We start from the raw sequence: 12490 nt of genomic DNA, 5'->3' as shown, positions 1-12490 counted from the left end.
CGAACGGCGATCCGAACGATTCGGCCCCCGGACGCATGAAAACGGCTAAGCCGTTGTTCGTGTTGTGAAAATTCGCAGCGCTTCGCGTATAATTCGCTTTTGCGCCCATAGGATTTGCCATGCGTCTGATCCAAAAAGCACTCACTTTCGATGACGTGCTCCTCGTACCCGCCTTTTCCGACGTTCTCCCGCGCGACACCAGCCTCAAGACCAAGCTGACCCGCAACATCTCCCTGAACATGCCGCTCGTGTCCGCCGCCATGGACACGGTCACCGAAGGTCGTCTCGCGATCGCGATGGCGCAGCAGGGTGGCGTCGGTATCGTCCACAAGAACCTCACGCCGGCCGAACAAGCCCGCGAGGTCGCGAAGGTCAAGCGTTTCGAGTCGGGTGTCGTCCGTGACCCGATCACGGTGCCGCCGCAAATGAAGGTGCGCGATGTAATCGCGCTGTCGCGCCAGCATGGCATCTCGGGGTTCCCGGTCGTCGAAGGCCCGCAGCTCGTCGGCATCGTCACGAACCGCGACCTGCGTTTCGAAACGCGCCTCGACGAGCCGGTCAAGTCGATCATGACGCCGCGCGAGCGCCTCGTCACGGTCAAGGAAGGCACGCCGCTCGCCGAAGCGAAGGCGCTGATGCACAGCCACCGCCTCGAGCGCGTGCTGGTCGTCAACGACGCGTTCGAACTGCGCGGCCTGATGACCGTCAAGGACATCACGAAGCAGACCGAGCACCCGGACGCGTGCAAGGACGAACACGGCAAGCTGCGCGCAGGCGCGGCGGTCGGCGTCGGTCCCGACAACGAAGAACGCGTCGAGCTGCTGGTGCAGGCCGGCGTCGACGTGATCGTCGTCGATACCGCGCACGGTCACAGCAAGGGCGTGCTCGAGCGCGTCCGCTGGGTCAAGCAGAATTTCCCGCACGTCGAGGTGATCGGCGGCAACATCGCGACGGCCGCTGCCGCGAAGGCGCTCGTCGAATACGGCGCGGACGCGGTCAAGGTCGGTATCGGCCCCGGCTCGATCTGCACGACGCGGATCGTCGCGGGCGTCGGCGTGCCGCAGATCAGCGCGATCGCGAACGTCGCGGAAGCGCTGAAGGGCACCGGTGTGCCGTGCATCGCCGACGGCGGCGTGCGCTTCTCGGGCGACGTGTCGAAGGCCCTCGCGGCCGGCGCGAACGCGGTGATGATGGGCAGCATGCTGGCGGGCACCGAAGAGTCGCCGGGCGACGTGTTCCTGTACCAGGGCCGCCAGTACAAGGCGTACCGCGGCATGGGTTCGGTCGGTGCGATGAAGGACGGCGCGGCAGACCGCTATTTCCAGGACAACTCGGCGAACATCGACAAGCTCGTGCCGGAAGGCATCGAAGGCCGCGTCGCGTACAAGGGTTCGGTCAACGCGATCCTGTTCCAGCTGGTCGGCGGCGTGCGCGCCAGCATGGGCTACTGCGGCTGCCGGACGATCGACGAGCTGCACGACAAGGCCGAATTCGTCCAGATCACCGCTGCGGGCATGCGCGAGTCGCACGTGCACGACGTGCAGATCACGAAGGAAGCGCCGAACTACCACGTGGACTGACCGCCGATGAAACCGCTGTTGCGAGCCGTGCTGATCATCGATGCCGTGCTGCTGCTGGCGTTCGGCGTGCTGTTCGTGCTGACGCCCTGGCAGTCGCTCTTCAACGCGCTGCAGCTTGCGAACATCCAGCCGGCGATGCTCGGCCAGGCGTTCGGCATCGCATTGCTCGGGCTCGCGTGGCTCGCGTTTCATGCGGCGTTCAACGGCGATCTCACGGCGCCCGTCGCGCGGTCGGTCGGCCACGTGTACTGGCTGACCGGCGTGCTGACGATCGTCTGGTCGATCGGCACCGGCAGCGGTCCCGCGCTCGCGGCCGCCGGCCGGGTGCTGTCGGCCGTGGCCGGGGTCGCGCTGATCATGCTGGGCCTCGGCGGCGTGCGGCTCGCATCGGCCGTGCGCCGGCGCGAGAAAGCGCAGGCGCTCGAGGCGCGCGCACCGGCGCAGCGTCCGGCCGAGCCGGCGATGGCGCCGGCGTCGTCGCCCGCACCGCAGCGCGTCGAACCCGTCGTTAGCCGTCCCGCGGCGCCCGCCGCGCCGTCGTCGGCCGCGTCCAGCCAATCAGGCGGCGTCGCACTCGACGAGCGCCCGCCGATGCAGGATTGAACGGCCATGCGTCGCGCGTGCCGCCTGCCGCCCGACGCCGCTGTCCATGCTATTGACGCAGCGCTTCGTGCGCTGCTTTTCTTCTTCTCTTCATCCCGTCCGCAGCCATGCACGACAAAATCCTGATTCTCGACTTCGGTTCGCAAGTCACCCAACTGATTGCGCGGCGCGTGCGTGAAGCGCACGTCTACTGCGAAATCCATCCGAACGATGTGTCCGACGACTTCGTCCGCGAGTTCGCGCCGAAGGCGGTGATCCTGTCGGGCAGCCACGCGAGCACGTACGAAGACCACCAGCTGCGCGCGCCGCAGGCCGTGTGGGATCTCGGCGTGCCGGTGCTCGGCATCTGCTACGGCATGCAGACGATGGCCGTGCAACTCGGCGGCAAGGTCGAGTGGAGCGACCATCGCGAATTCGGCTATGCGGAAATGCGCGCGCACGGCCATACGCGCCTGCTCGACGGCATCGAGGATTTCACGACGGCCGAAGGCCACGGGATGCTGAAGGTCTGGATGAGCCATGGCGACAAGGTCGCCGAGCTGCCGCCGGGCTTCGCGCTGATGGCATCGACGCCGAGCTGCCCGATCGCCGGCATGGCCGACGAGGCGCGCGGCTACTACGCGGTGCAGTTCCACCCGGAAGTCACGCATACGGTGAAGGGCCGCCAGATCATCGAGCGCTTCGTGCTGCAGATCGCCGGCGCGAAGCCCGACTGGATCATGCGCAACCACATCGAGGAAGCCGTCGCGAAGATCCGCGAGCAGGTCGGTGACGAGGAAGTGATTCTCGGCCTGTCGGGTGGCGTCGATTCGAGCGTCGCGGCTGCGCTGATCCACCGCGCGATCGGCGACCAGCTCACCTGCGTGTTCGTCGACCACGGCCTGCTGCGCCTGAACGAAGGCAAGATGGTGCTCGACATGTTCGAGGGCCGCCTGCATGCGAAGGTCGTGCACGTCGACGCGTCCGATCAGTTCCTCGGCCACCTGGCCGGCGTGACCGATCCGGAAGCGAAGCGCAAGATCATCGGCCGCGAGTTCGTCGAGGTGTTCCAGGCCGAGGCGAAGAAGCTGTCGAAGGCGAAGTGGCTCGCGCAGGGCACGATCTATCCGGACGTGGTCGAATCCGGCGGCACGAAGACGAAGAAGGCGACGACGATCAAGAGCCACCACAACGTCGGTGGCCTGCCGGAAACGCTCGGCCTGAAGCTGCTCGAGCCGCTGCGCGACCTGTTCAAGGACGAAGTGCGTGAGTTGGGCGTCGCGCTCGGCCTGCCGCCGGAGATGGTGTATCGCCATCCGTTCCCGGGCCCGGGCCTCGGCGTGCGGATCCTCGGCGAAGTGAAGCGCGAATACGCCGACCTGCTGCGCCGCGCGGACGCGATCTTCATCGAGGAACTGCGCAACACGACCGCGACCGCGCAGGATGCGGCTGCCGGCCTGTGCGGCGAGGCCGATGTCGGCAAGAGCTGGTACGACCTGACGAGCCAGGCGTTCGCGGTGTTCCTGCCGGTGAAGTCGGTCGGCGTGATGGGCGACGGCCGCACGTACGACTACGTGACGTCGCTGCGCGCAGTGCAGACGACCGACTTCATGACCGCACACTGGGCGCACCTGCCGTACGCGCTGCTCGGCCGCGCGTCGAACCGGATCATCAACGAGGTGCGCGGGATCAACCGTGTGGTGTACGACATCTCGGGGAAGCCGCCGGCGACGATCGAGTGGGAGTGATCTGGTGTCGGGGCATGCCTCGATAGCGGATTGCGGCACCGGTTGATGCGAACGCCCGGCAGGAAATCCTGCCGGGCGTTGTTTTTTTGCGCTGTTGGCGGGTCGTCAATCGATTGACGGTAACGGAGGTCTACAGATGCGAACGTCTAACGCTGCTGTGCCCCAACTTACGCTGCCAGGCTTCGAGGCAACGCAATTGGCACCTGAGCATCGCTTTTTCTTCGCCGTGATGCCCGATCCGGACACCGCTGCGTGCATGGCCGAAAGGGGCGCTCGCCTGGGCGCCGGGATGCGAGTCGACGGCCGGCCGCTGCATGCCGGGCGTCTGCATGTCACGTTGCAACTTGTGGGCGATTTCGCGTATGTGCCGGAGGTCATCCTCGCGCGTGCATGCGTTGCGGCGGCAAGTATCGACGTGCCGTCATTCGGCGTGACATTCGATCAGATCCTCAGCTTCAACGGGCGGCCGGGGCATCGGCCTCTGGTGTTGACGGGGAGCGGCGGGCTGGACGAGCTGCTCAGGTTTCAGCGCCTACTGGTGGATGCGCTCAGAGGGGCCCGCCTGCGTGTTTCGGGCGCGCGTTTCACACCTCATCTCACCTTGCTGTACGGCGACGGCAGGGTCACTCGATGTCCAACGGAACCGATCACGTGGACCGTACGCGAATTCGTCCTGATCCACAGCTGGCTCGGCAAGACGCACTACGACATTGTCGGGCGCTGGCCGCTGACGGACAGCATCCCGACGATTTGAGAAACTGAATCGTTCACAATTTGCAATCCTGCGATGAGCGGGAGTTGTGCCTGGAACGACAGAAAAAAGGTGATGATTCCGTCGTGGGGTGACGTCGGTGCAGTCCACCTTTCTCTTCGAGGCAGTACGCATCTGGTCGCTTGTGTACCCCGCTATTCTCTAATGACGGACTATCAATACAGAGTTCATTTGATCTTCACGATCAAGCTGAATTGACGGGAGTCTCGCCTGTTGCTGGATCGTTGAGGCTGAGTGTCGTTTAGAATGGGGAATCCGAATTTTTATGATTCGAATAAAAATTGCATAAGGATCATATGGTTTCCATCTGGGTAAACGATGAAGACAGAACCAGGCAGATCAGAGACTGGGCGATATGGTGGAGTACCGACGGGGATGAGTTGATGTTGACTTGCCATTTCCCATCCGGCAAATCTTTCCATAGTCCGCTCCGCAATTGCAGAATTGAACCCACCGAGGTAGCGCAAGGCAAGCTTCTTTCAAAGAAAGGGGGAGCGGTGTTCAGCGTCGTCGACAAGGTGGTGATCTATGGCGGGAAATATGCGGCCGTCCACTATCCAGGGAGCCGAAAGATTTACGTCATGAACGCGCATGATATTGCGTTCACCCTCGCGACGAAAATCAAGGATGGACCGATATTCCGTTATTTCGTTGCCGTGGCAAAGGCCAGGGCAGAGCAGGCGGGCCCGCAGGACAAACCTATTGCCGACAACGTGCTGCGTCAGTTGGAGAAGGTGACTCCTCATGGAGACACGGCGTTGCACGCATATTGCGCGGCACAGCATCAGCCGCGGGAGCAAGGGGGGAGCTTTATTTACCCTTTTGGCGTCAACGAGAGTCAGCTCAAGGCAGTGGAGAAAGCTTTCGCCTCGCAAATCAGCCTGATAGAAGGGCCGCCCGGAACGGGAAAGACGCAAACGATCTTGAACATCCTGGCCAACATCCTGTTGCAGGGAAAAACGGTCGCGGTCCTGTCCAATAACAACGCTGCCGTCGAAAACGTTTATGAAAAACTAGATAAGGTCGGACTGGATTATGTAGTTGCCAAGCTGGGCCGTGCGGCTAATCGCGAGGGCTTCTTCGTCGATGTTCCCGCCCTGCCGTCGGAGCCCCCTGTGCCTGCTCCTGCCATGGAACAGATTCAAGCTGTCCTGCAGAAGCTGAAGCAACACCTGTATGCTCAGAATACAGTAGCTCGACTACAGGCCGAGATCGATGAACTGACCGTAGAGCTGAACTACCTGCTGGAATGGCAGCGCGAGAACTCGGTGACGATGCCGGTTTCTCTGGATAGATACAAACTGTCTCCACGAAAATCGTCAGACCTGATGGCTTATCTGGCCTATCTTGCCGAGAACCGTATCCGGCTCAAGGACAGACTCGAGCTGCTACTTAATTTTAAAATCCTGCGGGCGAAACCATTTGAGGATTGGGAAAAGCGCAAATCGGTGATTTATGCCTTGCAGAAGCACTATTACGAAAGAGCATTGCAGGAGAAAAAATCTGCATTGACAGCCCATCGCGAAGCGCTGGTGCGTGGCAACTTCGACGCATTGCTGGATGAGCTGGTCGCAGGATCGATGGCCCATCTCAAGCATCATCTTCACCAGAATATCTCGCGGCAAGAAGCGTTCGATGCAAAAAATTACAGTAGGAATTTCGATGCGTTTGTGCGGCGTTTTCCGATTATCGGTAGCAGCACGCATTCCATTGTCAACTCCGTCGGAGGTGCGATTCTCGATTATGTGATCATCGACGAGGCGTCGCAGCAAGACATCGTCCCCGGGATACTGGCGCTGGGCTGCACCAGGAACCTGATCATCGTCGGCGACAGAAAGCAGCTCCCACATATCCCGGGGAATCTTGGCATCGCCTCGCCTGGCGAGTTCTACGACTGCGATAAATACAGTCTGCTCGATTCGTGTGTCGGCGTGTTCAAGGATGCGATACCGATGACCCTCCTGAAGGAGCATTATCGATGCCACCCCAGAATCATCCAGTTCTGCAATCAGCAGTTTTATGACAACCAACTCGTCCCGATGACGCAAGACGCAGGCGAAAATTCACTGAAACTGCTCGTTACGGCCAAGGGAAATCACACGCGAAACAATGCGAATCGACGCGAACTGGATTCTCTGCTTGAGACGCTCAAATGGGATGGCGAGAGCGACTGGGACAGTGCGCACCGCAGGGGATTCATCGCCCCGTACAACGCCCAGGTCACGCTGTCTCGCGCGCATTTGCCGGCCGATTTCGTCAAGGATACGGTACACAAGTTTCAGGGCAGGGAGTGCGACGAGATTGTCTTTTCCACGGTGCTCGACAAGAAGTACCGGAGCCAGCGAAGCCTGGGTTTCGTAGATGATCCGCACTTGGTCAATGTGGCGGTATCGAGAGCGAAGCACAAGTTCACGTTGGTGACGGGGGATGATGTCTTTTCTGCAAACAACGGACATATTGCTGCACTGATCCGTTATATCGAGTACTACGCCGGCGAGAAGCAGATCCATCGAGCTCCGGTCGTGTCAGCTTTCGACCTGCTTTACAAGGAATATGATGCGTCGCTTGAGCGGCTCAACGCCAGGCTGCGTCCAAGTGATTCTCGATACAAGTCCGAGCAGATTGTGGCGCAGATACTGCGTGAGGTACTGTCCGGCGACGCTTATCGAGCGATGACATTTCACTCGCAGATTGCCTTGAATCAGTTGATCTCCTTGAGCAACGGCACACTGACGTCACGGGAGCGGGATTTCATGAGGAATCGCGCCAGTTGCGATTTCGTGCTGTATTTCAAGGTAGGGAAAACGCCGTTGGGTGTGATCGAAGTCGATGGCGGATCGCACAGCATGGCGCAACAAGTCGAGCGGGATGCGCTAAAAGACAGCATTTTGAGGAAAAGCGGGATCCCCTTGCTCCGATTGCAGACTGTTGAGAGTCACATCGAAGAAAAGGTCGTGGCGTTTTTGGCTCGGTGGGTAAGCAGCACTGAAACTGCTTGACATGGTTCGAGTTGTCTTGATGCCGACGCCCGCGGGCGTCCGGTGCCGTCATTTCTTCATGCGAGTCACCCTCGAGACGGTGCAGGAAAGACAGCGGTATTTCAGGTTCAGGAGCGGGGCGATCCGGGACGAATAGATGCCAGGTCGTGTACCCGCCGCGCAATATCCCGCACGTTCGCGCTCATTGGCAGATCGTCGCGATCGAGTTCGGCGAGATCGAACCAGCTCGCCTCGAGCGCATCGTCACATACGACGGGCGTGCCGCGCAGCTATTCGCACGGCACTGCGACCAGCACGTAGTGCTGGTGCAGGCCGCTCTGTCGGCATGATGGCGGGCGCAGGACAAGAAATGGCTTGGCGGTTGCCAAGCCGTTCTACGTTAACGCATTGCGCGGATTTGTCACGCGTGCGAGCGTGCGAGCGAACGCAAGTACATAGGCACGTTCGCCTTGCTCGTCGTCTGGACGCGCGTCATGAGCGCATGATCGATGCGATCCAGGCCGTAAGTCCGAGCAATGTCGTGCTGCAACCGGCACCACAGATGACTGGCCATCTCGGCGTCGACCATCGCCCGGTGAGCACGTCCCGATTTCGGCAACTGCAGTGTTTCGGCCAGGCTCGACAGGCGGTGGCTCCGAGCGTCCGGATAGATACGTCTCGCCACGAGCATCGTGCAAGCAAAGGAATGCTCGGCCGACATGCCGAGAAGCCCGAGTTCTGCCTGCCAGAACCGCTTGTCGAAACCGGCGTTGTGGGCGACGACCGCATGCTTGCCAACGAACGCCGCCGCTTCCTTCATGACTTTTGACGCCGGGGGAGCCGATGCAATCATGTCGTTCGTGATACCGGTCAGCGCGACGACATCGGACGGTATGCGTTTGCCCGCATTCATCAAGCTCTGGAAACGGTCGACGACTTGTCCGTCGCGTAGAAGGATCACGGCAATTTCGGTGGCACGGTCGCCCAGATTCGGCGACAGCCCGGTTGTTTCGAAGTCCAGTACCGCAACGGTTTGCATGGTTGAATCCTGTTGCTTCATGCGGTGGCGTTTAGTTTGGCCAAGAGGTTAGCATCATCGGGCCTGTGAAAGACTCGTTCAGTTCGAGAAACGATCGTCCTTGCCATTTCCCCGCTTGCGATCCGGTGCCATGCGGTTGCTGTCGACGTCCAATTCCAAAACGGGTCCTTGATGTCTTGATACCAAGTCCGGCGCTCGGTGCATCGTTGGCAGCTTGCCGTATCGGATGATGCAGGCGCCCGACAGGGATACCTGCCGGGCGTTGTTGTTTGCGCGACGGAAGGGTTGTCTTCCGATCGACGATAATGGAGACGTTGCCATCGGCATATCTGCAATATGGCCATGACTCAGCTGACGCTACCCGGATTCGATGTGCCGCCACCGGTTCCCGAGCATCGCTTTTTCTTCGCTGCGATGCCCGATCCAGCGGCGGCTGCATGTATTGCCGGAATGACTGAAGGCTTGCAGTCAGGGAAGCCTGGGGAGCGCGGGGTGCTGCACACCGAGCGTCTGCATGTCACGCTGTACTCCCTGGGCGACTTTGCTTATGTGCCGGGCGCCATCATCGCGCGTGCATGTGCCGCGGCGGATCGCATCGATGTGCCGTCTTTCGGCGTCACCTTCGATCGGCTCGTCAGCTTCAATGGGCGGCCGGGCCATCGGCCTCTGGTACTGACTGGGAGCGCAGGGCTGGAAATATTGATCGATTTTCAGCAGCAACTTCGAGATGCCCTTGGAAAGGCAGGTCTGCGTGTTTCAGGTGCGCGTTTCACGCCCCACGTGACGTTGCTGTACGGCGAACGCAGGCCCGATCAGTACAGGATCGATCCGATTACGTGGACCGTCCGCGAATTCGTCCTGATTCACAGTTGGCTCCGCAGGACGCACTACGATGTAATAGGGCGCTGGCCGCTGACGAACCGCAGTTCGTCGGCGTGATCGTATGTTGGAAGCCCGCTCCGGTCGTCGACCATCCGGATCGAGCCCATGGTTTGCCGTGCGCGCTGCCTGATGCTGAATCCGATCGGATCGCTGTAAATCTCCCGTTTAGCTGCGATGCATGGATTGCATGGGTATCGCGCAATCGAAGGCGAGCGAGTGCTTCGGGGCGTTCGGTGCGTGGTTGGCAAGCGGCGCGGCAGGAGATGCCGCGCAAGTCCAAGTCACGCGTTTTCCTGCGACCGGCCAGACGCGATCGCGCCGCGATAGCGAAGGTGGACCAGCGGATAAGGCCGCCCCTGTCCGTCGAGCGCCGATCGCCCGCAGCGCTCGAATCCGAGCCTTTCATAGAATCCCGCCGCCGATTCGTTCTGCTCGTTGACGTCGGTCGACAGGTCGGGATGGTGCCTGAGCGCTTCTTCCACGAGCAGGCGCCCGATGCCCGCGCCATGGTGAGCGGGATCGATGAACAGCGCTGCCATGTGACTGCCGTCGAGCAGCATGAAGCCGATCGGCCGATCGGCCTCGTCGACGGCCACATCGAGCGGCGCGCCGGGCAGAAACGGCTCGACTTCGGCATCGATCGCGCGTCGGTCGGCGTCGCTCAGGAAGTGATGCGTCGCGTCGACCGCGCTGCGCCAGATATCCAGCACGCGTGAGCCGTCGGCCTGGGTGGATTTGCGGATTCTGATCATGGCTTGATTTGTCGTGGTTCGGATGTCCGTTCGACGGCTCGTCGCGCGACGTCCTGGACCCCCGGGCTCATCAGCAGATCGTCCCGATCGAGTTCCGCGAGATCGAACCAGCCTGCCTCGAGCGCACCATCGCTGCTGTTCGAACGGCTCTGCACGACGAGCGGCGAGCCGGCCCGCGCAAGGTTGAGCGCCATCGGCGTGCCTGTCACGCCGAGGCCGATGAATCCGACTGCCGTTTGCATGTCCTGGCTCCTGTGGAAAAGGGGCGCGCAGCGCGCAGGCGTCAGTATCGCAGCGTTTCAGGAGGCATGACGGCGGCGCGCGAAGGTTTCGGCGGCAACGTCGAGTGCGCCGGGCAGGCGCGGTGCATATCGAGGCATGCTGCGAGCCGGAACGGCGTACCGATGCGAGGCTGGCCCGCCGGTGGTCAGTTCGCGAGATCGCCGAACTTGCGCACGCAATGCGTGCCGAGGTCCGGATCCGTCGCGCGTTTTCCGAGTTCCGCCAGATACGGCCACGGATAGATGCCGCGAGCATGACCGTCGCCGAACAGCAGGCGAATGCCGTAACCGGCCGCTTCCACATCGTCCAGCGTCACGTCCGGTCGCGCGTCGACCACGCCTGCGCCGAACCGGATCTTGCGGCAAGCCGCGCACGGGCAACTGCTGCGCAACAGCACGTAATCGATGCGTTGCATGTCGCCGCCCGGCCAGCGCAGCGTCAACACACGAGCAGCGTGGTCGAGCACGATTTCGGTCGGCGGCGTCATCGCGCCTCTCCGATCTGCCGGATCGCGATCCGCACGGCCTTGCGCACTTCGGGATCGCGATCGTCGAGTGCGTCGTGCAGTACCGGAAGCGTGCCGGGGTCGCGCAGTTCGCCGAGCGCGAGCGCGGCTTCCTTGCGCAGATTGCTGATCGTATGCGGGAGCAGCGCGGCGACGGCCGGCGCCGCAGCCGCATCGCGCAACTGTCCGAGCGCGCGAACGGCGCGCAATCGCACTTGCCAGTAGTCGTCGTCGAGCGCGGCGACGAGTTGGTCACGCGCGACCGCGACACGCAGCTTGCCGAGCGTTGCGGCCGATTCTTCGCGTACCTGCCATGCGGCGTCGCGCAATGCTGCGAGCAGTGCGGCGATGACGGTCGTGTCGTCCGATGCCGCGAATCCGAGCGCACCGACCGCGACGCGCCGCACGTCCGCATCGGCATCGATCGTCGCGACGCGCGCGAGCGGCGACAACGCGCGTATATCCCTGAGCCAGCCGAGCACGGCGACGGCTTCGGCACGCACGGTGGTGGCGTCGGCGTCGAGCGAGCGCAACGCAGGCGCGAACGCATCCGGATCGCGCAACTCGCGCAGCCCACGCAGCACGGCGCTGCGCACGAACGGCTCGGGCCGGTCGGCCCAGCCGCACAGCACGGCGCCCGATGCCGTGTCCTTAAGTTCCGACAGGCTCTGCGCAGCGGTCGCGCGCACGCCGTCGTCCGGATCGAGCAGCGCGCGGCACAGCGCATCGACGACGTCGGGCTGTTCCCACGCGCCGAGCACGCGGGCCGCCTCGCTGCGCACGTCGGCCGACGGGTCGTCGCGCAGCGCCGCGACGAACGCGGGGATGAACCCGGATTCCTCGAGATCGGCGAGTTCGAGCAGCGCGATGCGGCGCACGGATGCGTCGGGCGCAGCGAGGCGGGCGACGAGCACGGCACGATCCGGATCGTGCATGCCGGGCAGCGAGGAGGTGGAAGAGAAATCGGTCATGGGAAAAAGGTCGGTTCGATGAAAGGGCGGCTGCTCACGGAGCGCGGTGCATGGGCGACGCGAACCTGACGAACGCCGGCCCGGCCGTCACGTCGTCGATGCACGGCCCGCGCGGGCAGCACGACGACGATTGGCACGCGCCCGGTCAGCGCAGCAGATAAGGGATCTCGACCTTGACCGCGCCGGTCGGGCAATCGCGCTCGCACGGCATGCAGTACCAGCATTCGTCGAACTGCATATAGGCCTTGCCCTTGGTCACGTCGATCGCGAGCAGGTCGAGCGGGCACACGTCGACGCAGACGGTGCAGCCCTTGTCGGCGATGCACAGTGCCTCGTCGATCGTGACGGGCGCGCTGCTGCGCTGGAAGATGTCGTGCGGGGTATGGGGCATGGTGTGGC

Annotated in this window: 11 protein-coding genes and 2 pseudogenes; 6 read left to right on the top strand and 7 right to left on the bottom strand. The window is 62.5% G+C overall.

Annotation, left to right across the window (positions count from 1 at the left end; all coding sequences use genetic code 11):
- The first annotated feature begins 119 nt into the window (after window positions 1-119).
- The 5 genes from guaB (at window position 120) to FPJ27_RS29265 (ending at window position 7681) form a co-directional block, all read left to right on the top strand.
- Window positions 120-1580 carry an IMP dehydrogenase gene (gene guaB, locus FPJ27_RS29285; RefSeq protein ID WP_034181136.1) on the top strand — a complete coding sequence of 487 codons (1461 nt, stop codon included), beginning with the start codon at window positions 120-122 and terminating at the stop codon, window positions 1578-1580.
- A gap of 6 nt (window positions 1581-1586) precedes the next feature.
- A complete protein-coding gene (locus tag FPJ27_RS29280; RefSeq protein ID WP_204423661.1) occupies window positions 1587-2183 on the top strand; it encodes a hypothetical protein in 597 nt (198 codons plus the stop codon).
- Window positions 2184-2290: 107 nt separating this feature from the next.
- Window positions 2291-3910: a glutamine-hydrolyzing GMP synthase gene (gene guaA, locus FPJ27_RS29275; protein WP_072437108.1), complete on the top strand. Its 1620-nt coding sequence runs from the start codon at window positions 2291-2293 to the stop codon at window positions 3908-3910.
- Between the two features lie 136 nt (window positions 3911-4046).
- Window positions 4047-4664, top strand: coding sequence for a 2'-5' RNA ligase family protein (locus tag FPJ27_RS29270; protein ID WP_204423659.1), 618 nt, complete (start codon window positions 4047-4049; stop codon window positions 4662-4664).
- 314 nt (window positions 4665-4978) lie between these two features.
- Window positions 4979-7681: an AAA domain-containing protein gene (locus tag FPJ27_RS29265; RefSeq protein WP_204423657.1), complete on the top strand. Its 2703-nt coding sequence runs from the start codon at window positions 4979-4981 to the stop codon at window positions 7679-7681.
- 107 nt (window positions 7682-7788) lie between these two features.
- On the opposite strand, the pseudogene FPJ27_RS36665 reads toward FPJ27_RS29265, so the two are convergent.
- Together FPJ27_RS36665 and FPJ27_RS29255 are read right to left on the bottom strand one after the other, a co-directional pair.
- Window positions 7789-7995, bottom strand: a pseudogene (locus FPJ27_RS36665) (ADP-ribose pyrophosphatase); the annotation flags it as partial.
- A gap of 86 nt (window positions 7996-8081) precedes the next feature.
- Entirely contained in the window at window positions 8082-8699 is a 618-nt protein-coding gene (locus FPJ27_RS29255) for a 3'-5' exonuclease (protein WP_204423651.1), read from the bottom strand.
- Window positions 8700-9041: 342 nt separating this feature from the next.
- Here FPJ27_RS29255 and FPJ27_RS29250 point away from each other — a divergent pair, with 342 nt between their 5' ends.
- Entirely contained in the window at window positions 9042-9638 is a 597-nt protein-coding gene (locus FPJ27_RS29250; protein WP_204423649.1) for a 2'-5' RNA ligase family protein, read from the top strand.
- 224 nt (window positions 9639-9862) lie between these two features.
- Here the strand turns inward: FPJ27_RS29250 and FPJ27_RS29245 are convergent, their stop codons facing one another.
- The 5 genes and pseudogenes from FPJ27_RS29245 to FPJ27_RS29225 all read right to left on the bottom strand — a co-directional run bounded on the left by FPJ27_RS29245 (window position 9863) and on the right by FPJ27_RS29225 (window position 12482).
- Window positions 9863-10333, bottom strand: a complete 471-nt coding sequence (locus tag FPJ27_RS29245; RefSeq protein WP_204423646.1) for an acetyltransferase — start codon at window positions 10331-10333, stop codon at window positions 9863-9865.
- A gap of 119 nt (window positions 10334-10452) precedes the next feature.
- Window positions 10453-10575, bottom strand: a pseudogene (locus tag FPJ27_RS29240) (NAD(P)-binding domain-containing protein); the annotation flags it as partial.
- A gap of 185 nt (window positions 10576-10760) precedes the next feature.
- Window positions 10761-11102, bottom strand: a complete 342-nt coding sequence (locus FPJ27_RS29235) for a gamma-butyrobetaine hydroxylase-like domain-containing protein (protein WP_204423644.1) — start codon at window positions 11100-11102, stop codon at window positions 10761-10763.
- The gene (locus FPJ27_RS29230) at window positions 11099-12091 is read right to left on the bottom strand and encodes a HEAT repeat domain-containing protein (RefSeq protein WP_204423641.1); all 993 of its coding nucleotides are present in this window, start codon (window positions 12089-12091) and stop codon (window positions 11099-11101) included. Before FPJ27_RS29230 ends, FPJ27_RS29235 begins: the two co-directional genes overlap by 4 nt.
- Before the next feature lie 145 nt (window positions 12092-12236).
- On the bottom strand, window positions 12237-12482 hold the full coding sequence (locus FPJ27_RS29225; RefSeq protein WP_034181146.1) for a ferredoxin family protein: 246 nt from the start codon (window positions 12480-12482) through the stop codon (window positions 12237-12239).
- Window positions 12483-12490: the final 8 nt, after the last annotated feature.

The sequence above is a fragment of the Burkholderia sp. MS455 genome (assembly GCF_016899445.1).
GTDB lineage: Bacteria > Pseudomonadota > Gammaproteobacteria > Burkholderiales > Burkholderiaceae > Burkholderia > Burkholderia pyrrocinia_C.
The sequence above is the reverse complement of the archived record's forward strand: the minus strand, read 5'-3'. Positions and strand labels throughout refer to the sequence as shown.

Bases quoted from the DNA above. Each gene is read 5' to 3' on its own strand.
- guaB (WP_034181136.1), top strand. From the start codon at position 120: ATGCGTCTGATCCAAAAAGCACTCACTTTCGATGACGTGCTCCTCGTA.
- FPJ27_RS29280 (WP_204423661.1), top strand. From the start codon at position 1,587: ATGAAACCGCTGTTGCGAGCCGTGCTGATCATCGATGCCGTGCTGCTG.
- guaA (WP_072437108.1), top strand. From the start codon at position 2,291: ATGCACGACAAAATCCTGATTCTCGACTTCGGTTCGCAAGTCACCCAA.
- FPJ27_RS29270 (WP_204423659.1), top strand. From the start codon at position 4,047: ATGCGAACGTCTAACGCTGCTGTGCCCCAACTTACGCTGCCAGGCTTC.
- FPJ27_RS29265 (WP_204423657.1), top strand. From the start codon at position 4,979: ATGGTTTCCATCTGGGTAAACGATGAAGACAGAACCAGGCAGATCAGA.
- FPJ27_RS29255 (WP_204423651.1), bottom strand. From the start codon at position 8,699: ATGCAAACCGTTGCGGTACTGGACTTCGAAACAACCGGGCTGTCGCCG.
- FPJ27_RS29250 (WP_204423649.1), top strand. From the start codon at position 9,042: ATGACTCAGCTGACGCTACCCGGATTCGATGTGCCGCCACCGGTTCCC.
- FPJ27_RS29245 (WP_204423646.1), bottom strand. From the start codon at position 10,333: ATGATCAGAATCCGCAAATCCACCCAGGCCGACGGCTCACGCGTGCTG.
- FPJ27_RS29235 (WP_204423644.1), bottom strand. From the start codon at position 11,102: ATGACGCCGCCGACCGAAATCGTGCTCGACCACGCTGCTCGTGTGTTG.
- FPJ27_RS29230 (WP_204423641.1), bottom strand. From the start codon at position 12,091: ATGACCGATTTCTCTTCCACCTCCTCGCTGCCCGGCATGCACGATCCG.
- FPJ27_RS29225 (WP_034181146.1), bottom strand. From the start codon at position 12,482: ATGCCCCATACCCCGCACGACATCTTCCAGCGCAGCAGCGCGCCCGTC.